Source organism: Clostridium sp. NSJ-145 (assembly GCF_021044725.1).
In the GTDB taxonomy this organism is placed as follows: domain Bacteria; phylum Bacillota; class Clostridia; order Clostridiales; family Clostridiaceae; genus Clostridium; species Clostridium disporicum_B.
Map to the genome: position 1 here is coordinate 105,696 of NZ_JAJNOS010000007.1, position 20,987 is coordinate 126,682.

The 20,987-nt window shown below is 26.7% G+C and carries 21 protein-coding genes; 13 read left to right on the forward strand and 8 right to left on the reverse strand.

Annotation, left to right across the window (positions count from 1 at the left end; genetic code table 11):
• Positions 1–9: 9 nt before the first annotated feature.
• From LQE93_RS07950 to LQE93_RS07960, 3 genes are all read left to right on the forward strand, one after another.
• Positions 10–2,622, forward strand: a complete 2,613-nt coding sequence (locus tag LQE93_RS07950) for a cation-translocating P-type ATPase (RefSeq protein ID WP_231072938.1) — start codon at positions 10–12, stop codon at positions 2,620–2,622.
• A gap of 132 nt (positions 2,623–2,754) precedes the next feature.
• Positions 2,755–4,083 carry a putative DNA modification/repair radical SAM protein gene (locus LQE93_RS07955; RefSeq protein WP_055267576.1) on the forward strand — a complete coding sequence of 443 codons (1,329 nt, stop codon included), beginning with the start codon at positions 2,755–2,757 and terminating at the stop codon, positions 4,081–4,083.
• Between the two features lie 2 nt (positions 4,084–4,085).
• Positions 4,086–4,826, forward strand: coding sequence for a TIGR03915 family putative DNA repair protein (locus LQE93_RS07960; RefSeq protein WP_070205703.1), 741 nt, complete (start codon positions 4,086–4,088; stop codon positions 4,824–4,826).
• A 42-nt stretch (positions 4,827–4,868) separates the two neighbouring features.
• Here the strand turns inward: LQE93_RS07960 and LQE93_RS07965 are convergent, their stop codons facing one another.
• The gene (locus tag LQE93_RS07965; protein WP_055267574.1) at positions 4,869–5,249 is read right to left on the reverse strand and encodes a hypothetical protein; all 381 of its coding nucleotides are present in this window, start codon (positions 5,247–5,249) and stop codon (positions 4,869–4,871) included.
• Between the two features lie 268 nt (positions 5,250–5,517).
• Here LQE93_RS07965 and LQE93_RS07970 point away from each other — a divergent pair, with 268 nt between their 5' ends.
• The 3 genes from LQE93_RS07970 to LQE93_RS07980 all read left to right on the forward strand — a co-directional run bounded on the left by LQE93_RS07970 (position 5,518) and on the right by LQE93_RS07980 (position 8,130).
• On the forward strand, positions 5,518–6,927 hold the full coding sequence (locus LQE93_RS07970; protein WP_055267572.1) for a cation:dicarboxylate symporter family transporter: 1,410 nt from the start codon (positions 5,518–5,520) through the stop codon (positions 6,925–6,927).
• Positions 6,928–7,037: 110 nt separating this feature from the next.
• The gene (locus LQE93_RS07975; protein ID WP_055267570.1) at positions 7,038–7,619 is read left to right on the forward strand and encodes a restriction endonuclease; all 582 of its coding nucleotides are present in this window, start codon (positions 7,038–7,040) and stop codon (positions 7,617–7,619) included.
• Positions 7,609–8,130, forward strand: a complete 522-nt coding sequence (locus tag LQE93_RS07980) for a restriction endonuclease (protein WP_055267567.1) — start codon at positions 7,609–7,611, stop codon at positions 8,128–8,130. Before LQE93_RS07975 ends, LQE93_RS07980 begins: the two co-directional genes overlap by 11 nt.
• 27 nt (positions 8,131–8,157) lie before the next feature.
• Here the strand turns inward: LQE93_RS07980 and LQE93_RS07985 are convergent, their stop codons facing one another.
• From LQE93_RS07985 to LQE93_RS07995, 3 genes are all read right to left on the reverse strand, one after another.
• Positions 8,158–10,143: a sensor histidine kinase gene (locus LQE93_RS07985; protein WP_055267565.1), complete on the reverse strand. Its 1,986-nt coding sequence runs from the start codon at positions 10,141–10,143 to the stop codon at positions 8,158–8,160.
• Positions 10,144–10,398: 255 nt separating this feature from the next.
• Complete coding sequence (locus LQE93_RS07990) at positions 10,399–11,241, reverse strand: CvfB family protein (protein ID WP_055267563.1); 843 nt, start codon at positions 11,239–11,241, stop codon at positions 10,399–10,401.
• A gap of 8 nt (positions 11,242–11,249) precedes the next feature.
• Complete coding sequence (locus LQE93_RS07995; protein WP_055267561.1) at positions 11,250–11,753, reverse strand: gamma carbonic anhydrase family protein; 504 nt, start codon at positions 11,751–11,753, stop codon at positions 11,250–11,252.
• Between the two features lie 125 nt (positions 11,754–11,878).
• Between LQE93_RS07995 and LQE93_RS08000 the strand changes: the two genes are divergently transcribed.
• Positions 11,879–12,913 carry a CehA/McbA family metallohydrolase gene (locus LQE93_RS08000; RefSeq protein WP_055267559.1) on the forward strand — a complete coding sequence of 345 codons (1,035 nt, stop codon included), beginning with the start codon at positions 11,879–11,881 and terminating at the stop codon, positions 12,911–12,913.
• Between the two features lie 30 nt (positions 12,914–12,943).
• Here LQE93_RS08000 and LQE93_RS08005 read toward each other — a convergent pair whose 3' ends face one another.
• Positions 12,944–13,294 carry a hypothetical protein gene (locus LQE93_RS08005; protein ID WP_055267557.1) on the reverse strand — a complete coding sequence of 117 codons (351 nt, stop codon included), beginning with the start codon at positions 13,292–13,294 and terminating at the stop codon, positions 12,944–12,946.
• Positions 13,295–13,501: 207 nt separating this feature from the next.
• Here LQE93_RS08005 and LQE93_RS08010 point away from each other — a divergent pair, with 207 nt between their 5' ends.
• Both LQE93_RS08010 and LQE93_RS08015 read left to right on the forward strand, forming a co-directional pair.
• Positions 13,502–13,963 (forward strand): Lrp/AsnC ligand binding domain-containing protein, encoded by a 462-nt coding sequence (locus LQE93_RS08010; RefSeq protein ID WP_055267555.1) that lies wholly within the window; start codon positions 13,502–13,504, stop codon positions 13,961–13,963.
• 61 nt (positions 13,964–14,024) lie between these two features.
• Positions 14,025–14,234, forward strand: a complete 210-nt coding sequence (locus LQE93_RS08015; RefSeq protein ID WP_055267553.1) for a DUF378 domain-containing protein — start codon at positions 14,025–14,027, stop codon at positions 14,232–14,234.
• A 35-nt stretch (positions 14,235–14,269) separates the two neighbouring features.
• On the opposite strand, the gene LQE93_RS08020 is transcribed toward LQE93_RS08015, so the two are convergent.
• Positions 14,270–16,015, reverse strand: a complete 1,746-nt coding sequence (locus tag LQE93_RS08020) for a hypothetical protein (protein WP_055267551.1) — start codon at positions 16,013–16,015, stop codon at positions 14,270–14,272.
• 134 nt (positions 16,016–16,149) lie between these two features.
• Entirely contained in the window at positions 16,150–16,818 is a 669-nt protein-coding gene (locus LQE93_RS08025; RefSeq protein WP_231072940.1) for a lysophospholipid acyltransferase family protein, read from the reverse strand.
• A gap of 167 nt (positions 16,819–16,985) precedes the next feature.
• Between LQE93_RS08025 and LQE93_RS08030 the strand changes: the two genes are divergently transcribed.
• Positions 16,986–17,831, forward strand: coding sequence for a ComEC/Rec2 family competence protein (locus LQE93_RS08030; RefSeq protein ID WP_055267547.1), 846 nt, complete (start codon positions 16,986–16,988; stop codon positions 17,829–17,831).
• Positions 17,832–17,906: 75 nt separating this feature from the next.
• On the opposite strand, the gene LQE93_RS08035 is transcribed toward LQE93_RS08030, so the two are convergent.
• Positions 17,907–18,578, reverse strand: a complete 672-nt coding sequence (locus LQE93_RS08035; RefSeq protein ID WP_055267545.1) for a ribonuclease H-like domain-containing protein — start codon at positions 18,576–18,578, stop codon at positions 17,907–17,909.
• 213 nt (positions 18,579–18,791) lie between these two features.
• Between LQE93_RS08035 and LQE93_RS08040 the strand changes: the two genes are divergently transcribed.
• From LQE93_RS08040 to LQE93_RS08050, 3 genes are read left to right on the forward strand one after another with little or no spacing between them, the layout of a single operon-like run.
• The gene (locus tag LQE93_RS08040) at positions 18,792–19,013 is read left to right on the forward strand and encodes a FeoA family protein (protein WP_055267543.1); all 222 of its coding nucleotides are present in this window, start codon (positions 18,792–18,794) and stop codon (positions 19,011–19,013) included.
• Between the two features lie 13 nt (positions 19,014–19,026).
• The gene (gene feoB, locus LQE93_RS08045) at positions 19,027–20,787 is read left to right on the forward strand and encodes a ferrous iron transport protein B (protein ID WP_231072941.1); all 1,761 of its coding nucleotides are present in this window, start codon (positions 19,027–19,029) and stop codon (positions 20,785–20,787) included.
• Between the two features lie 14 nt (positions 20,788–20,801).
• Positions 20,802–20,942, forward strand: a complete 141-nt coding sequence (locus LQE93_RS08050; protein WP_084759041.1) for a FeoB-associated Cys-rich membrane protein — start codon at positions 20,802–20,804, stop codon at positions 20,940–20,942.
• The last annotated feature ends 45 nt before the right edge of the window (positions 20,943–20,987 follow it).

Sequence of the window (20,987 nt, forward strand, 5' to 3'; positions counted from 1 at the left end):
GTGATAACTATGTATTCTAATGAGCCTATCGATAAAGTTATATCTATGCTTAATGCAGATATAACAAATGGCCTTTCTTCTAAAACTGCAGAAGAACTTCTTTTAAAAAATGGTAAAAACAAACTAATTACAAAAAAGAAAAAAACGCTTCTAGAACTATTTCTTTCACAAATTAATGATGTGATGATATATATACTTATTGCAGCTGCTCTTATATCAGCTTTTCTAGGAGAAATAAGTGATTCTATAATCATTGTTATAGTTATTCTTTTAAATGCCACTATAGGAGTTATTCAAGAAAATAAAGCTGAAAAAGCTTTAGAAGCTTTAAAATCTTTATCAACACCTAAAGCTATTGTAAAAAGAGATGGGGTAATACTTGAGATTCCTTCTGAAGATGTTGTAGTAGGTGACCTAGTTATAATAGACGCTGGTAGATACATTCCTGCTGATTTACGATTAATAGAATCTATCAATCTGAAAATAGATGAATCTGCTTTTACTGGTGAATCATTGCCTGCTGAAAAAGATTCAACTATAGTTTTATCTCATGATGATACTGCAATAGGAGATAAAGTTAATATGGCTTTTATGTCAACCTTGGCTACCTATGGTAGAGGAACTGGTATTGTAGTATCTACAGGTATGAATACTGAAATAGGTAAAATTGCTAAAATGCTTGATAGCGAAAATGAAAATATTACGCCTCTTCAAAAAAACTTAGCTCATCTAGGTAAAATTCTCGGTATAGGGGCAATATCTATCTCTATATTAATGTTTATAATATCAATGTTACAAGGTCGAAATTTTCTTCAAATGTTCATGACATCTATAAGTTTAGCTGTTGCAGCTATACCAGAAGGTCTACCTGCTACTGTTGCTATAGTTCTTGCCCTTGGTGTACAAAGAATGAGTAAAGAAAATGCAATAATAAGAAAATTACCCGCTGTTGAAACTCTTGGTTCAGTAAATATTATATGTTCCGATAAAACCGGCACATTAACTCTAAATAAAATGACTGTTAAAAAGGCTTTTGTAAATAATTCTATAATCGATATTGATAAATTAGATATTAATCAAATTGAAAATAAACTTTTAATTGAAGGAATGGTCTTATGTAATGATGCAACTTCAACAAATGATTCTAAAAGTGGCGATCCTACAGAAATAGCTTTAATAGATGTAGGCAATACTTTCAATCTTCTAAAAGACACTTTAAATACTACTCATAAAAGAGTATATGAAATCCCTTTTGATTCTGACCGTAAACTAATGAGCACAGTACACTTATACCAAAATAAATATAGAGTATTTACTAAGGGTGCTATAGATAATATCCTTAAAATCTCAACAAAAAAATTAGTAGATAACGAGATAGTACCTCTAAGTGATGAAGATAAAAACTATATATTAAATGTTTCAGACAAAATGTCTGATTCAGCCTTAAGAGTTTTAGCCCTTGCTTATAAAGATATAGATGGTCCTTATGAAAATATTCCAATAGAATCTGACCTAGTTTTTATAGGTTTTATGGGCATGATTGATCCACCAAGAAGTGAAGTTAAAAATTCAATAGCCATAAGCAAAAAGGCAGGAATTAGAACTGTTATGATAACTGGTGATCATAAAAATACAGCTTTTGCCATAGGTAGCGAGCTTGGCATAGCAAGTGATATTTCTGAAGCTTTATCAGGAAGTGAAATAGATTCTTACTCACAAGATGAATTTAATAAAATTGTTAATAATTATAATATTTTTGCAAGAGTTTCTCCTGAGCATAAAGTAAAAATTGTTAAAGCTTTAAAATCTCATGGTAATATTGTTTCTATGACGGGTGATGGCGTAAATGATGCTCCTTCACTAAAATTTGCTGATATAGGTGTAGCCATGGGAGTTACAGGAACTGATGTTGCAAAAGGTGCTGCAGATATGATTCTTACTGATGATAATTTTTCAACTATTGTAAAAGCAATAGAAGAAGGTAGAAATATATTTAACAATATAAAAAAATCTATAGTATTTTTACTTAGTAGTAATTTAGGAGAAGTACTAACTTTATTCGTTGCTATACTTCTTAATTGGCCTTCTCCTCTATTACCTATCCATATATTATGGATAAATCTTATAACTGATAGTTTACCTGCTTTAGCACTTGGAGTAGACCCTAAAGATCCTAATGTTATGTTAGAAAAGCCTCGTAACCCTAAAGATAACCTATTTTCTAACGGTACTGCAACAACTTTAATATTACTAGGAGTAATAATAGGCTTTACAACTTTATTTGCTTTTAAAGTAGGTGAATATCTATATCCTAACTCTTTAGTTCATGCTCAAACTATGTCATTTGTGGTCTTAAGCGGTTCGCAACTTATACTCTCTTTAGCTATGAGAAGTGAAAAAGTATCTGTTTTCAAAATTGGTCTATTTAAAAACAAAAAATTGCTAGGAGCTGTTTTAATAGGTATCATTCTTCAGATATCTATAGTTTCTATCCCACCAATTGCTAAAATATTTAGTGTTTTCTCTTTAACATTAAAAGATTGGCTTTTTGTATCCTTGCTATCCATAATACCATTTACCTTTTTTGAAATATCAAAGCTTTTTAGAAAAACTACTTATTAATAATATTACAACCACATTTTAATATTTGTGGTTGTATTTTTTATATTTTCCTTTTATTACACAATGCCACCCCTTGCAGATAAACATACGTTCTGATAATATAAATATATCAATATATTTGAAGGTGATTTTATGGATATAAATGAAAAATTAAGAATATTAAGTGATGCTGCTAAATATGATGTATCTTGTTCATCATCTGGTTCAAATCGAAACTCAAAAAAAGGTCAACTAGGTTCAGTGAGTACTTCTGGAATTTGTCACTCATTTACTCCAGACGGAAGATGTATTTCTCTATTAAAAATCCTATTAACTAACTACTGCATTTACGATTGTACTTATTGCTTAAATAGAAAGTCTAATGATATAGAAAGAGCAGCTTTTACAGTGGACGAGATTGTATCTTTAACTATTAATTTCTATAGAAGAAATTACATTGAAGGGCTTTTTTTAAGCTCTGCCATATTTAAAAACGCCAATCATACCATGGAAATGTTAACTAATGTTGTTGATAAACTTAGAAATAGTTATAACTTCAGAGGTTACATCCACTTAAAAGCAATTCCTGGTGCAGATGAATCATTAATAAAAAAAGCTGGAACATTAGTAGATAGAATGAGTGTTAATTTGGAGTTACCTTCAAACGATTCACTAAAGCTTCTTGCCCCTGAAAAAAACAAAGAAAGTATTTTTACTCCTATGAAATCCATAAAAAATAATATTATTCTATACAATGATGAAAGAAAAAAGTTCAAATCTGCTCCACTTTTCGTTCCTGGAGGACAAAGTACTCAACTAATTGTTGGTGCTACTAAAGAAAGTGATTATAATATATTGAAGTTAAGTGAAAACCTTTATAATAAATTTTCATTAAAACGTGTTTATTACTCTGCATATGTACCTGTTAATACTGATAAAAATTTACCTAGTATAAAAAATCCGCCCACATTAAGAGAACATCGTCTATATCAAGGCGACTGGCTTCTTAGACTTTACGGTTTTAAAGCTGATGAATTATTAGATAATAAAGCTCCTAACTTCGATATAAATTTTGATCCTAAAACAAATTGGGCAATTAATAACATTCACCTATTTCCTGTAGAAATAAATAAAGCCCCTTACGAAACTCTTATAAGAATTCCTGGTATAGGAATACGAGGTGCAAAAAAAATTCTTAGCTCTAGAAGAATATCTTCTTTAGATTTTGAAGATTTAAAAAAATTAGGAGTAGTTTTAAAAAGAGCTCAATATTTTATAACCTGTAAAGGAAAATATTTTGGTTCTGTAGATATAGATGGTGATAAAATAAAGAAAGTTTTATCTCCAAAAGTTGATTTGAATATAATAGATAACAATTATGAACAACTTAGTTTTTTTGATAATAACATTGCTTTATCACCTTCTTTTAACAAGTTATCTTTATTGAAAGATAAAAATTCTTCAATTATAGGAGAAATATAATTATGATAAATGAGTATTTATATGACGGTACATTTGAAGGTTTATTAACATGTATATTCTATTGTTATTCATCTAAAACAGAGGTGAAAATAACTAAAACTAAAAATTATTTACCTAATCTTATTTCATCTCCAATAGAGATTGTAACTGAAATAGATAAATTTAATAGAGTTTATTCAAGCATACGTGACAAACTTAGTTATACTACATTAAAAACTATTTATTATCTCTACTTAAGTGATGTTAATAATATAGAAACATTAATATATAAATATATTAAACTATGTTATAACTATGGAAATAATATAAACTTAGCTAAGAACAATGAGATAATCTCTCTAGTTGATAAATATTATAGAAAAGTTTCTTTAGAATCTCATAGGTTTACTGGGTTTGTTAGATTCAAAAAAATTAAAGCCCAATTATACTATAGTACTATTGAGCCTGACCATAATATTTTGCCTATAATATCTACTCACTTTATAGAACGTTTTTCCGATCAGAACTTTATAATTCATGATTTGAAAAGAGAAATTGCTCTTTTCTATAATAAAAATAATAGTATAATAACTGAACTTTCTAAGGATGAAACAAAAAATTTATTAAACTATTCTAATGATGAATTTGAATCCTTATGGAAAACATTCTATAATTCTATAAATATAAAAGAACGAGAAAACTCAAAGCTTCAAAAAATGCATATGCCTACTAGATACTGGCATAACTTGACTGAAATCAAATAATAATTTTAAACATAAAAAGATGAAGCTTAATTGCTTCATCTTTTATATATTAAAAAAATCCTTAAGAATCTTTATATCTTCTTGGTTAAATTCATATTTATCTATATCATTCTTTCCAATCCATTTAACTTGATTTATACTTTTATGGCATGTTATGTACTCTTTTATACTACCTATAAATACTTTAAGCCCATTATCTTTTTCATCAAAATATTCTTTAAAAGGTTTTAAATCAAATATATTACACTTTATATCTTTATCAACAGCTTTTGTAATACATTTTTCTTCATCTTCTTTTCCTTTAATTTCTTTTCCAAATAACCCCCAAGTTTTAGTTGCACCTTTTCCTTTTCCTCTTTCAGCTACTAAAACATTATTAAAATCATCAACTATTAGAATACTACATCTTAATACTTTTTCCATATTAGACTCCCCCTTAATTCTTAGTTATAAAATTTCTACTTATATATTATTATAATATTATATTTTATTTATTAAAATACCTTTTTTCCACATTTTGAATAATAAAATGTAAAAATTCTCATTTTTTAAATCGTTTACTTATAACTTTAAAGCATTTTTAGAAAGTATTCAAGATTTTTTTATCTATTTTTGTTAAATTTTGTTGAATTAATTTTTATTGAAATATATAATACTAAATTAAAGAGTTATTTACGAAAGGAGAAAAAAAATGAATTCAACTTTTTTTCAACAGTTTTTAATGATTTCAGATTTTAAAACTGTATTATTTATAGGAATTTTAGTATTAATTTTCTTTGGAATCAGTTTTTTAGGTAAAGGCAAAACTAAGCTTAAATTTTCTACTAGAATGATTCTATCCACTATAATAGGTTTATTATTAGGACTATTAATCCAACTTGTAGCTAAATTCCCTGCAAATCCATCTGAAATAACATGGATTAGTGAAGTTTCTAAATGGTATGGACTTATAGGTAATGGATTTATTGATTTATTAAAAATGCTAGTAGTTCCAATAGTATTAATATCTATCATCAGAGTAATTATGAATATGACTCAAGATGATAATATAGGTAAACTTACAGGAGTATCTATAATAAGTCTTTTATCTATTACAGCTCTATCTGCAATAATAGGTGTTATTGTAGCAAATATAATGAAACTAGGTGTCGGTGCAAATGTTATTGCTGGCTCTGCTACAATTAAAGAAATCGAGCCTATAGCAGATACATTAAGAGGTTTATTACCTTCAAACATTGTAGATTCAATGGCTAAAGGAAATGTTATAGCTATAGTTATATTTGCAACTTTTATAGGTCTTTCTATAAGAAGATTAAAAGTAAAAAAATATGATAAAGTTAAGGTTTTTATAGATTTCATTGAAGCTTCTTATACAATCATAACAAGTGTTGCTATAACAATTATTAAATTTATGCCTTATGCCGTTGTTGCATTACTATCAAATGTAATAGCTTCACGTGGTATAAGTTCATTAAAAGAAGTATTTGGTTTCATAATTGCAATATATATTTCTACAGCTATTGCATTTATATTACAAATGCTTATAGTTTCACTGTTCAAATTAAATCCATTTAAATATGTTAAAAATGTTTTAGAAGCACTTGTACTTGCTTTTACATCTCGTTCAAGCCTTGGAACTTTACCTGTAACTATTAAAGTTCTAACAGAAAATGCTGGCATAAAAGAAGGTACTTCTACTTTTGTTGGCTCACTTGGTTCTAATATGGGTATGAATGGATGTGCCGGTATCTATCCTGCACTTATGGCTGTAACTTTAGCAAATATGGTAGGAAGACCTTTAGATATATCTTTCTATGCAACATTAATAATTGTCATTGTTATAAGTTCACTTGGAATAGCAGGCTTACCTGGAACTGCTATCATGGCTGTTTCAGTTGTTATCAGCGGTGTTGGACTTGGAGAATTTTTCCCATTAGCTGCAGGTATCATAGCTATAGATCCAATTCTTGATATGGCACGTACTATGATAAACGTTAATGGAACTATGGTTTCAGCAGTTATAACAAGCTCTATAACAGGTGATTTAGATAAAAATATTTTTAATAATGATGATAAATCAAATTCTAATATTGAAGAATAATTAGATATTTATTTTTTCAGCTAGTTTATAAGATTCACTCTTATAAACTAGCTTTTTTTGTATATACATAGATATATTTGTCAATACTCTATAAAGAGGTGAATTACTATATGAGTTTATTAAAATATACTCCTTTTATAATTTTAATATATTTCTCATTAAAACTTCTTTCTAAGTTTATTGAAGAAAATATTATCTCTCTTAAAGAGCAAATATCAAATGAAAAAATTGAAAAAGGAATTCTTTCTATAAAAGATTTACAACAAAGTAATTATGATAGATTTCTTAAGGCAATTAAATTTTATCTTTCTACTCATAATTATGAAAATATTATTATTTTTAAAGATAACTCTCCTGAGTTAACAAATCTTAAAGGTATATTAAATGGAGAGAATATCTATATAACATGTATTCAAAATGAAACAGCTACTGATTCTACTAATGAAACTTTATTTACACTTACTACAAAGAAAGACATAGAATCATTCTTAGGAAGAATGATTTCTAATGGATGTAAAAAGGGTATTTTAATTAATAATAGTTCATTTTCTGAAGATGCCTGTAATTTTGCCAGAGAATTAAACGAATCATCTAACTATGAAATTAAATTAGTTGATGGTTATGAGCTTACTAAATCAATTAGATTATATAAAAATTGTAATATTGAATTGGAGGTAAGTAATGAGTTTTAATAATGTTTATTTTTTTATTATAATTATCTTTTTTTGTCCGTTAATCGGCAAAATAATTTTTGAAGCATTAGAGCTTTACAATTTATCAAAAGAATATAAAAATGGGAATTCATTAATTAATTCATTGATAAGACTAACTGCAAAAGAATTTCAAATCTGGTGTGGTGAATATTTAGTTTATTTAGGATATAGTAATATAATATTTTCTGATGTATCTAACTCAAATTCTTCAATAATATGTACTTTAGATAATACAAGCTATTATGTTTATTGTAAAAAGACTCCTAAAGAAAATATGGTTAGCGAATTCGAACTAGAAAGCCTTTTAGGCATTTTAATATCAAAATCATTATATAATGGTATATTAATTACCACTTCTCCTTTAAGTTCTAAAGCGCTTGATTTTTTAAAAAATCTTCCTCATCCATATACAATAAAAATATTATCACTAGATACAATTATAGAAAAAGATTTAGGCACCTACCCCTTACAACTAAATAACTTAAAATAAGCTAATCTAATAAAAGATTAGCTTATTTTAAAAGTATATATCTGAAAATTCTATTTCCACTTTAGATACAAGTGTGTTTTCAAAGGTAAATTCGTCTTGTAATCTATAATAATCTTCTACATTATATTGTACTACAGGAAATTCTACTTTTACTGTTGTGCCTTTTCCTATTTCACTATCTATAACTATATTTCCGCCATTAATTTCTACCATAGATTTAACAAGGTTTAATCCAATTCCACTTCCTTCTGTTTTCCTATACAAAGTAGTATCTCCTCTTTCAAATCTATTAAATATAGATTCTATTCTCTCATTTTCTATTCCACAACCATTATCCCTAAAAAATATCTTTACTTTATCATTATCTTTTTCTATATTTATAAAAATAAAACCCCCATATTCATTATATTTTATAGCATTAGATATTAAATTTAATACTATTCTTTCTAACGAATCTTCATCACAGTAACAAAAAATTTCTTCTTCAGTTGTGTCAAAAATAACCTCTATCCCTTTAAAAGAAGCATAATCTATTATAGATTCTGTAATATTCTCAACTTTTTCCACTATATTTACTATCTTTTTAGCAGGAGAATAGTACCCACTCTCTATCTTGTTTATATCTAATATATTATTAATTAATCTTATAAGTCTAAAACAATTTTGTCTTATTGATGATGTATATTTTCCACAACCTGTTAAATTACCTTCTTCTATACACTTTTCTTGCATCTGCATAGCAGAATATATTACGTTTACAGGTGTTTTAAATTCATGAGATATATTAGTAAAAAATTGATTTTTCAACTTTTCATCTTCTTCCTTTTGCTTTAATTTTACTATCATATTCTCATATTCTTTTCTATACTTTATATCTCTCAATATAAATAAATATAAATCCTTATATGTATCTTTTAATTTAACTCCAATCTCTTCACACTCTATCGTTATTCCATTTATAGTATATGTATTATGTCTTGGTTTCAAAATATTTTCCTTAGATAGTATTTTATCTTTTTCTTTAATTTTTTCATAAGAGGCGCTATCTACAATATCATATATACTCTTTCCCATAAGATCATTTTTATTTTTAATATTAAAGAAATTTTTATAACTATCATTTATGTATATTATTTTATCATTTTCTCTTATAGTTACTGCATCTGGCATATTCTCAAATATCCCTTCATACCAGGATAATATATATCTTAACTTTTTATTTAAATTATTTTCTGTATTTATTAAATTATTGATTATCAATACTTTTAAAAGTGAGTATTCACCTACAATAAAAACTAATAAGATTAAATAGAATTTATAATCTCCTAAATCATATCTTTTGAAATACATAAACAATAAATATATTACTTTTGAAATTAAATAAATTAAAATACCTTTATAAGCCTCTTTTTCAAAATTTTCCTTAGCTCTATATACAAGAAAAACTAAAAATATAAACCCACATATAAAAAATATAGTTCTAATGGAATAAGCTATTGTCCCAACACTTACTTTAAATATATTTATTGAAATAAAGTTTACTAATAGCCCTAAGGATAATATCTTTATAAAACTCCTAATATTTTCTTTGAAATTATTTAGTGTATAAGCTATTAAAATTATTTGTAGCAAATAATATATATTATTAATAAATACAGTTTTATTTGATATTAAATCTAAAGCTATATTATTACTATATGTTGAATAGAAAATTGCTGATTTAATCATTGTAATAATTGCTAAAAATCCACATCCAACTGATATTTGTAAATAAAACTTATCTCCGTAATCTTCTGATAAAATACTATTACACTTATATTTAATTTTGCTTAACGAATAAATCATTAGAACTATATAAAACATACTGATTATAGTTTTACATAAATATTCTATAAAATATTTATCCACAATTCCATTTATAACAAAAGATGTAAAAAATAAAAATGTTATTATACTTAAAATATTTATTATATCCCTTGTACTTGCTCTTTTTATCATAAACCCCTGATTCATATCTAAATTACCCCACTATAACTACTATATTTAAGCAAAACTTCTTATCATTTTTTATTTACTTTTTCATACTTATAAATTTTACATCATTCTCACTTTTATTTCAATTTTTTCTTTAAATTACTATTTTTATTTATTTTTCTTCTTTTTACCACAAAATTTCATTCTAATTATAAAAATGACCTCTCGCCATTCTTTAATTACTTTCCTAATAAAAAAAGATGCTACACTTTTGTAACATCTTTAAAATATAATCTAAATTAATCTGCATCCCTCTGAATCTTGCTCAATTCTACCTTCTTTCATAAGACCACCTAACGCCATCTTAAAGTAGTTTTTACTAGTTCCAAAAGTAGCTTTAATATCTTCTGGTTTAGATTTATCGTTAAACTCCATAAATCCACCATTTTTTCTCATATATTTAACTATCTTTTCTTTCAGTTCATCTCTTTCATTTAATCTAGTTTTTCTTGGAGTTAATCCTATAACTCCATCCTCATATATTCTTTTAACTCTTAACTTCATTTCTGTTCCTGGGAATATTTCTTCATAATATTCATTAGGTAAAACTAATCCTTTATACTTTCCATCTATAGCAACATTCAATGTTCCTGATGGAGTTCTTGAATAAACCATCGCAGTAACCTCATCTCCAACCTTGAATCCTACAGACTCATCAGCTATTTCTATGTAGTTTTCTACTTCAGTAGTAGCTGCTAATCTATTTGTCTTATCTAAGTATATATAGAATAAATACTTATCTCCAGTACGAAGTTTGAATCGTTGTTCTTTAAGTGGAACAAAAATATCCCTATCTAATCCAAAATCTATAAACGCACCGAATTCTCCTTGATGAACAACTTTTAAGTACGCCACATCATATACTTTAGCTAATGGCTTTTTAAAAGTAGCTATAGGTCTATCTTTAGAATCTCTATAAATAAAAACTTCTCTTTCTTGACCGACTTCAACATTCATTCCTTCAGCTAAAGATTTTGGAAGTAATACATCTTCTCCACTCTCTTTATCTACTAAGTAAAAACCAAAATCTTTCTCTCTATCAACTCTTAGAGTATTATAATCACCTATTTTTAACATAAGTCCTCCTATTTTTTATATTTATTACTTAAGGCCACATAATTATCAGCAGATTTTTGAATACTCTTTATTTCTTCATCTGTTAATTTTCTAATAACCTTAGCTGGATTTCCTAATACTAGAACCCCCTCTTCAAAGCTTTTGCCTTGAGTTATTAATGATCCTGCACCTATAATAGTATTCTTACCAATTCTAGCTCCATTTAATATTATAGACCCCATTCCTACTAAAACATTATCTGCTATATTGCATCCATGAATTATAGCTCCATGCCCAATTGTAACGTTTCTACCTATTATAGTCTCATAATCAACATCTATATGAATAACTGAATTTTCTTGAATATTAGTATTTTCTCCAATAACTATTTTATTCATATCAGCTCTTAGCCTTGCACCAAACCATATATTAACATTATCTTTAATTAAAACATCTCCTATAATATCTACAGATTCTGATATATATGCTGTCTCATTAATATTAGGATACTTTCCATAAAACTCCTTAACCATTACTATTAAACCTCTCTCATTCCAAAGTTTCACTTTATTTTATCATCATTTATAATTGTTGTCATTATTTTAATACTCCTAATACTATATATAAGTATGTAATAATTTATTAAGAGGTATACATTTTGGGAAAAAAGAAAAGTAAAAATAATATAGTCTTTGATCAAAATAAAATTAGATTTTATTACGGAATACCTCACTGTCATTCAAATTACTCTACTGGTAGAGGAACACCTACTGAGCTTTATGAATACGCAGCCAAATGTGGCTTAGATTATTTATTTATAACTGATCATAATGATTTTCTTAATAATAAATCATCTAAAGACGGTTCATCAACTAAGTGGCAAAGTTTAATTAGTATTTGTAATAAATTTAAAAAGTCTCATGATGATTTTCTTCCAGTTGTTGGTTTCGAATGTAAAACTCAATCATATGGTGATTTTAACGTAATAAATTCAAAAAATTTTTTTACTGGCACTCTTAAAGACTTAAGACTTTTAACACTATGGATGATAAATAATCCTACTGCTTTTATATCTATTAATCATCCACATAAAAACATAATGGATATACCCTATGATCCAATATTTAATAATATAATTACTTCAATAGAAGTTTGTAATGGGAATCCATCTGCAAAGATTACTTACCATGAAAAATACTTTTTTCAACTATTAGATTGCGGTTGGAAATTAGGTGCTATAAATGGTCAAGATAATCATAGAGTTAACTTCGATGAATCTGATAACCTTACGGTATACATTGGAAATGAGCTATCTAAAGAAGCTTTAATAGATGCATTTAGGATGCATAGAACATATTCTACTGAATCTCGTTTTTTGCGATTATATTTTACAATAAACAATAATTTTATGGGAGAAAGTATTGTTACTAACAATAAAAAATTAAAATTTTTAATTTTTGCTGAAGATGTTAAATATAGAATAAAAGATATAGAAATAATAACTAATGGTGGTAAACTTATTAAATCAATAAATAATATAAATTTAAATAGCATTAAGTATCTCTATGAACATATTCCTGCTGAAAACGAAAGTTGGTATGTAATAAAAGTTTATCAATCTAATGGAAAAATCGCTATTACATCCCCCATATTCATTTATCACTATAATATTATTGATGAAAACACCTTATAAAAAAGATGAGAAGCTATACTTCTCATCTTTTTACTTATTGTCTTTTTGATTTTTTAAATGCTTAACTCTATTTGGCTTAGCCTTAGGTCTAATTTCTATTTGTTTTTCTTTCTTCTTAGGCCCTCCAGTAGTTTGAATTTCTAAGAACCATAAGAAAAATGTTACTGTAACTATTGTAAGAATCATACTTAACCATAAATTTTGCTCTTGCATAATCTTTGGTAAAAACATTTGTAAAACAAATAATGCTATTGATATTCCTAGTGGTATAAACTTATTTATTCTTACCTTTGAGAAAACATATTTTCTACCTAAGAACAGAATTCCAAATGTGATTGCTAATAATATTACAAAATATAATACTGTAAATAAAATGCCCATCCTCTGTTTGCTCCTTCCATATATATATACACTTATATATTACTTTTTATTTAACATATTTTCAAGTAATATTATTTTTCCATATTTTGATAAAACGTTAAATATTGAGTTATTATTTAAAAGATTTTATTTAATACTTCTTTTTTCTTATATAATTTGATAAAATATATTAAAGATATTATAAATTTATTAAAAGGGGTGTTAGTTTTGAATCAGAGTTATCAATTAGATGAACTAGATTTTCAGATATTAGATATATTAGTTAAGGATTGTAGAACTCCTTATTTAGAAATTGCTAGACTTTGTCATGTTAGTGGTGGTACAATACATGTTCGTATGAAAAAGATGGAGGAACTTGGTATAATTAAAGGTTCTCGTATATTACTTGATCTTCCAAAGTTAGGATATGATGTTTGTTGTTTTGTTGGAATATATGTTGATAAAACATCTTCATTTAATGATGTTTTTGACGAACTATCAAAAATAAAAGAAGTTGTTGAATTGCATTTAACTACTGGTGATTATTCAGTATTTGCCAAAGTTATATGTAAAAACATCACAGATCTTCAAGATATACTTTTAAATAAAATTAATGTTATAACCGGAATTCAACGAACCGATACTATTATATCTTTAAATCAACCTATAGACAGAAATATTACTATTTAGCGAATAAAACCTCCTTTTTATGGTTACTATAGCAACAGTATCATAAATAAGGAGGTTTTTTATGAAATTATTAGATACTATAATACTTGCAATAATTATACTTGGTTCTATTAATTGGGGGCTAATTGGTATATTTCAATTTGATTTAATTTCCAACATTTTCGGTGATATGTCCGTATTTACTCGAATTATTTATACATTAGTTGGTATATGTGGTTTATATGCTATTTCATTTTTTATGAAAAGCAAAAGTACAAGTAATGACAAATAAAAAAAATCCTTCTTTTTATCGAAGGATTTTTTTGTTTATAATGTTTTTATAATATCAAATAACTCTATTGCAGCTCTTCTTGGACCATCTTTTTCTTGTCCTTTTATTCCTAAACAAGTTTTAATCTGTCCTACCTTAATATTATTTTTAAACATAAGATTGAAATATTCTTCTATTAATACATCAGTTTTCTCTTTCATTTGAACTGGCCCAAAAGGATTTGCAAAGTAACTTTCTACTAACCCTTTTTCAGATGTAGTCCCTTTTGCCATTCTTGCACCACTTTTAAACACATTAATAGCTTCATCTACATTTCCAAAGAACTCTATAGATTTATCCTCAGCTTCCACCGCTGTATAGTTATTTGCATAAAGCATCATATCTACTTTATAGCCTTTAACTATTTCAAAGTATGGAGTTATAGGCATTACCAATCTAGCATTTATCTTATCTGGATTCATAAATATACTTCTATCTATTTCATTAAATGCATAACCTTGCTCTAAATCATCTAATCTAACAAATGCTCCGATTTCTGTACCATATCCAACTACTTCATTATCTGTATTTTTAAATATACCCATATCATCGAATATCACTGTCATATCACTTATATTATCTTTACCAAGTGCTCTAAAAGCTTCTAAACTCTCTGATTTTCCTGCTCCACTATCTCCCATAATTACAACATTGGCTTCTTTACCACTCTTAAGCTTAATATTAACCATTGCACCATGTATTGGTAGATATCCTCTTTTTATCATAATCAAATTGTGAAGAGTTAAAATCATCTTTTTCATATATCCAAAATAATCAATTTGATCTGAATGATTAATGTATCCTAACATAATATCATTTTCTACATCATCATAAAATACTGTCTTGAAGTCATCTTCTTTATCAGTTCCTCCAAACACATAGATTATATCTGGTTTTCTATTTCTACATTCATCTCTTTTTGCCATTTCAAAAAGATTACATAGAGTTATTCCATGCTCCATAAAATCTCTATGGAAATATACATATGCCAACAATTCTCCTACTTTCGCTGGATAGCAGAACCAATGTTCTTTATTTATAACACAATTTTTTAATGGATTTTCAGTTACCTCTGAGAATATTCCCGTTCTTGTATTTCTTTTTGGATAAGTTATAAATGGAGGTTCAATTAAAATACAATCAATAAAGTTTATTTCTTGTAGCATTCTATAAGATTTAGGCATTGGCCAATTCACCTTATTTATCATTACACTACAATTTCCCCCAACTGGTATTTGTCTAAATACAAGCGGTTTTTCTCCTAAAACATTCTCTTCTACTTTTCTATATAACTTTAATATTAATCTTGAAAAATTACTATTTGCTTCAGTAAAGCTCATAGCCGCAAGCCCCTGTCTCACTCTATCCGTATGGATAATAGTATATCTTTCTAGCCTTCTCCAAAAACGATAAAAATCTTCTATTACTTTTATAAATTCATTTCTATCTTCAAATAACCCTTTATAATTTATATTTACTTCTAATATTTCTTCTACAGTCATTAATGTTAACCATTTAAACACTGTAACAAGATTTTTTCTTATATATTGTATATCATTACTCTCAAGGGCCTCTGTTAAATATCTATATGAGTTAGATCTCTTGTTTTGCGCCTTCTTTAAATAAACTTCTAACGTTCTTCTAAACCCATCACTATCAAGTACCATCTCATAAGTTGTACAATATTTCGCTGTAAAATTAATTAATACTTTATCATTATTGATAGAAAATTCTTTTCGCATTTAGCAATCTCCTCCCCAATGTGGCTTTATCTTATATTATTTATTCAAAAAATACTCTAATATGCAAAATAAATAAGAAATTCTTACTGAATATAACAATTTTCACTTAAGTTATTTAATTATTAAAGTATCTTCTAACTTAAATATGATTTAATAATGTTTCTAACATCTTCATTTAAAGTCTTTTCTTCTTCTTTAGTTAATTCAGCAGTACTAATTGCATTTCCAAAAGTAACTTTAATTTTTGAAGGTTTAAATTTTTTATCTTTTTCAAAACTAGTGTAAGCACGATCTATTGCAATTGGTACAATTGGTGCCTTTGCCTTTGTAGCAAGCTTTAAACTTCCTTTTTTAAATTCTCCTATATTTCCATCCTTACTTCTAGTTCCTTCTGGGAATATAGCCAACGAATATCCTTTTTTTAATAATTCTACTCCATAATTAATTGTTTTAATTGCTTCTCTTGGATTTTCTCTATCTAATGGAATACAATGTGCCTTTTCAAGCCACGTTCCAATAACTGGAGCTTTCAACATTTCTTTTTTAGCTACAAAACCAACTAATCTATCTATTGTATAAAACATAATAGGTATGTCTAATATACTTGTATGATTTCCAATAAAAACACATGCTTCATCAGGAATATTCTCTAATCCTTTTACCTCTAAATCTATCCCAATAGTTTTTATTGTGTATTTTGCCCAAAGATACGCAGTTTTTTGAGCATATTTATCTGCTTCTTCTTGCCCCTTATACTTTTTTATCCACGAATGTTTTATAGCTTTCACTCTTACATTTAACATGTACGCCCCGTATAAAATCCCTTTTATTATCATTAACTTTCTCACACCTTTTTTATTTAATTGTTTTAATTATACTATTTAAAAGATTTTACTTCAAGAAATATGTTAATAAGTTTGTATATTTTTTCGTAATATTGTTAAGCATTAGTAATACCCTGGAGGTTATTATGAAATTTTACAAACTTTTATTTCTTATTTTTATTATCCTATTATATAGTTGCTCTAATACTTCAGCAAATTCTAATTCAATTATGACCGTGCATTTTATCGATGTTGGTCAAGGTGATGCAATTCTAGTGCAAGTTAATGATAAAAATCTTCTTATAGATTCTGGTCCTAAGGAAAGTAGTTCTATTTTTTTCAATTATCTTAATTCCATAAATATAAAAAAACTTGATTATATTTTGGCTAGTCACCCTCACGAAGATCATATAGGAAATATGTATTCAGTTATAAAAAGATATGATATCGGTGAATTTTATGCCCCTAAGATAACACATACTTCAAAATCCTTTGAAAAAATGGTTGAATCACTTATATCTAAAAATAAAAAAATAAACGTATTTGATATAAATACAACATCAATTGATTTAGGGGAAAATGTAAATATAATTATATACTCCCCACTCTTGAAAGATTATGGTGATAATCTTAATCTTTACTCTGCTGTATTTAAAATTGAATATGGTAATACTTCTTTTTTATTTACTGGTGATGCTGAAAAAACTAATGAAGAGGATATTTTAAATTCAAATACTTCTATTAGATCTGATGTATTAAAAATTGCACATCACGGTTCATCTTCTTCTACTTCTACAGCATTTTTTAATGCAGTATCTCCTTATATAACTGTTATTTCAGTAGGAAAAGATAATAATTATAACCATCCAACTTCTAAAACATTAAACCTATTAAATTCACGCTCTAATAAAATTTATCGAACGGATATAGATAATACTATAGTATTAATTTCTGATGGTAATAATATCTATAAAAAATTCTCCTATAAATGATAGATGCTCCTAAATAATTAGGAGCATCTATCATTTAAGGATGTTATCCTTAAATCAATATATTGATAATAAACATTATGCTTCTTCGTTCATTTCTTCTATCGGGTTAATATATTTTCTCCATGAAATAAACATAGAATATAAACTTACAACATCTTGTTCATTATACAATAATATATTTTCTATTTTTTCACTTGGCATTCTTTCAATATATTCTTTATCCTTCAATACCTTATGGAAAGTTTTAGCTAAATTTGAACCACTGATTAATTCACTTTCTCTATGTATACCAAATACTTTTTCTAGGTTTTTTAATCCTATAGATGTCTTTTTATCCATCTCATACTCTTTTTGAATATCCACAGATTCATATTCTTTTGTAAAGTCATAATATATACCATACTTATTAAATAAATAATTAATTACTGTAAAGTCATTATTGCCTGAAAATGTTACTATTGCTTTTTTTCCCTCTTCTTTCATTTTTATAAAATACTTCTTTGCTAATATCAATATATCTACCACATCATTTTTTCCTTCTATCATATATTGAGTAACATGAAGTTTTTTATCTTTTTCATCAAATACACATGCACCAAAAACACCTACACATTTAGGTTTTTTATACACGTAATGTTCTAAATCGAAAAATATTAATTCTTCAGGCTTAAATTTAACATCATCTCTTTCTAGAATATAATCTAACTCTTGTTCCTCTAACTCTATTATATTTTCTCTAATTATCAAAAATATCACTCTTTCTTGTTTATTGTTTCTTCCCCCTCAATTCAAATATACCAAACTTTCTTTTTCATTATATCATCTTATTTTACAAGTGAATATATAATTATTACTATTAATACAGCATTTTAAACTAATGCGAGATTTTAATATATTGACCCCTTATTAAAGTTTTGATATCATAAATATGATAATGATTTTCAATTTGAGGTGGAATTTATGTGCATTTGTGATTTAAAACTTGGAGAAAAAGGTATTATAGATAAAATAAATGGAGATTCCAAATTAGCTAAAAGACTTTCCGCTTTAGGTTGTATTGAGGGAACAGAAATTGAACTAAAAAGAATTGCTCCTTTAGGAGATCCTATAATCTTAAACTTAAGAGGCTTTGATCTTGCAATTAGAAAGAAAGATGCAAAAAACATATGCTTGACTAAATAAAGGAGATGACATAATGAAAACTATTGCCCTATTAGGTAATCCAAATGTCGGTAAAACAACTCTTTTTAATGCCTTAACTGGTTCAAACCAAAGAGTTGGAAACTGGGCTGGTGTTACTGTTGACAGAAAAGAAGGAACATTTGATGATGTGAAAATTGTGGACTTGCCTGGTATATATGCTATGGATACCTATTCTAATGAAGAAAAAGTTTCAAAAGAATTTTTAGAAACTGGTGATGTTGATGTTATTTTAAATATCATTGATGCTTCAAATATAGATAGAAATCTTTATTTAACCACTCAATTAAAAGCTTTTAAAAAGCCAATCATTTTAGCTATAAATATGATTGATGTAGCAGAGAAAAAAGGAATTCAAATAGATTATAATAAACTTTCAGAATTATTACAGGTAACAGTTATTCCTATACAAGCTGCCAAAGGATTAGGAATAAATGAAATTAAAGAAACTATAAAATCTGATAATTTCTTAAAGATAACAGATGATAATAATTATAAATTTTCTTCAGAAAAGGATGCTTATAACTTTATTTCATCACTTTTAGATAAATGTAACAAAATACATATTTCGGAGAAAAAAACTTTAAAAGATAAACTTGATAATATTTTATTAAATCCATGGTTAGCATATCCAATTTTCTTTATTACCATGGCTTTAATTTTCCAAGTAACATTCAGTTGGATAGGACAACCTCTTTCTGATTTACTCGATGGATTTTTAAATGATACTATTATTCCCTATGTATCAACTTTATTATCAAATTCTAGTCCTTGGTTTAGTTCTCTAATTGTTGATGGGATAATTTCCGGTGTTGGTGGAATATTAGTTTTATTACCAATAATTTTATCACTATTTACTTGCATAACAATTTTAGAAGATAGTGGATATATGGCAAGAGTTGCTTTCCTTATGGATAAAATAATGAGAAAGATGGGATTGTCAGGTAAAGCGTTTATACCAATGATAGTTGGTTTTGGATGCTCAGTTCCAGCAATTATGACTGCTAGAACTCTAGAGAGCGAAAAGGATAGAAAACTTACTGCTCTTCTTGTTCCATTGATGAGTTGTAATGCTAGATTACCTGTTTACAGCGTATTTGCTGCAGTATTTTTCCCAAATAATATTGGTATTATTGTAGCTTCCCTTTATTTCTTGGGAGTCCTATTAGCTTTTCTAATGGGGATATTATTTAAAAATACTTTATTCAAAAAAGATGAAGAGCCATTCTTAATTGAATTGCCTGAATATAAATTACCATCATTTAAAAGTATTTTAAATCAACTTTATGAAAAAAGTAAAAGTTTTATCATAAAAGCTGGTACATTAATCTTTGCCATGAGCGTAGTTTTATGGTTCTTATCGAACTTTAATTTTTCAGGCATGACAGATGTTAATAACAGTATATTATCATCTATAGGTGGTTTCTTAGCACCTATATTTAAACCGTTAGGTTTTGGTAACTGGCAAGCTTCTGTTTCGCTATTAACAGGATTAATTGCCAAAGAAACTGTTGTTTCATCTATGAGTGTTATATTCGCCGGAGACCTTTCTGTCTTATTACCACTACACTTTACAGCATTATCTGCACTATCATTTTTAGTTTTTGTTTTACTATATACACCTTGTATAACTGTTTTAGGTACTATGAAAAAAGAATTCGGTTTAAAAATTACACTTTTCTCTGTTGGATATCAACTTGTTTTAGCTTGGATAGTATCTTTCTTAGTATTTAATATAGGTTCTTTAATCATATAAAGGAGATGTATATTATGGAGATTTTTATAACAATAGTGATAGTTTTAATAGCATCATTTATAATATATAAAAACATAAAAAAATCATCTAAAGGCAATTGTAATTGTGGAAGTTGTTCTTCTCATTGCTCTAAATATAAAAACGATGATAAATAAAATTCATATAAATTTTGATATAACTAATTACTATTATGTATAAAA

What these genes read in the sequence shown, in the direction of transcription:
- LQE93_RS07950 (WP_231072938.1), top strand. Translation starts at nt 10, where the DNA reads ATGTATTCTAATGAGCCTATCGATAAAGTTATATCTATGCTTAATGCA.
- LQE93_RS07955 (WP_055267576.1), top strand. Translation starts at nt 2,755, where the DNA reads ATGGATATAAATGAAAAATTAAGAATATTAAGTGATGCTGCTAAATAT.
- LQE93_RS07960 (WP_070205703.1), top strand. Translation starts at nt 4,086, where the DNA reads ATGATAAATGAGTATTTATATGACGGTACATTTGAAGGTTTATTAACA.
- LQE93_RS07965 (WP_055267574.1), bottom strand. Translation starts at nt 5,249, where the DNA reads ATGGAAAAAGTATTAAGATGTAGTATTCTAATAGTTGATGATTTTAAT.
- LQE93_RS07970 (WP_055267572.1), top strand. Translation starts at nt 5,518, where the DNA reads ATGAATTCAACTTTTTTTCAACAGTTTTTAATGATTTCAGATTTTAAA.
- LQE93_RS07975 (WP_055267570.1), top strand. Translation starts at nt 7,038, where the DNA reads ATGAGTTTATTAAAATATACTCCTTTTATAATTTTAATATATTTCTCA.
- LQE93_RS07980 (WP_055267567.1), top strand. Translation starts at nt 7,609, where the DNA reads ATGAGTTTTAATAATGTTTATTTTTTTATTATAATTATCTTTTTTTGT.
- LQE93_RS07985 (WP_055267565.1), bottom strand. Translation starts at nt 10,143, where the DNA reads ATGAATCAGGGGTTTATGATAAAAAGAGCAAGTACAAGGGATATAATA.
- LQE93_RS07990 (WP_055267563.1), bottom strand. Translation starts at nt 11,241, where the DNA reads ATGTTAAAAATAGGTGATTATAATACTCTAAGAGTTGATAGAGAGAAA.
- LQE93_RS07995 (WP_055267561.1), bottom strand. Translation starts at nt 11,753, where the DNA reads ATGGTTAAGGAGTTTTATGGAAAGTATCCTAATATTAATGAGACAGCA.
- LQE93_RS08005 (WP_055267557.1), bottom strand. Translation starts at nt 13,294, where the DNA reads ATGGGCATTTTATTTACAGTATTATATTTTGTAATATTATTAGCAATC.
- LQE93_RS08015 (WP_055267553.1), top strand. Translation starts at nt 14,025, where the DNA reads ATGAAATTATTAGATACTATAATACTTGCAATAATTATACTTGGTTCT.
- LQE93_RS08020 (WP_055267551.1), bottom strand. Translation starts at nt 16,015, where the DNA reads ATGCGAAAAGAATTTTCTATCAATAATGATAAAGTATTAATTAATTTT.
- LQE93_RS08025 (WP_231072940.1), bottom strand. Translation starts at nt 16,818, where the DNA reads ATGTTAAATGTAAGAGTGAAAGCTATAAAACATTCGTGGATAAAAAAG.
- LQE93_RS08030 (WP_055267547.1), top strand. Translation starts at nt 16,986, where the DNA reads ATGAAATTTTACAAACTTTTATTTCTTATTTTTATTATCCTATTATAT.
- LQE93_RS08040 (WP_055267543.1), top strand. Translation starts at nt 18,792, where the DNA reads ATGTGCATTTGTGATTTAAAACTTGGAGAAAAAGGTATTATAGATAAA.
- feoB (WP_231072941.1), top strand. Translation starts at nt 19,027, where the DNA reads ATGAAAACTATTGCCCTATTAGGTAATCCAAATGTCGGTAAAACAACT.
- LQE93_RS08050 (WP_084759041.1), top strand. Translation starts at nt 20,802, where the DNA reads ATGGAGATTTTTATAACAATAGTGATAGTTTTAATAGCATCATTTATA.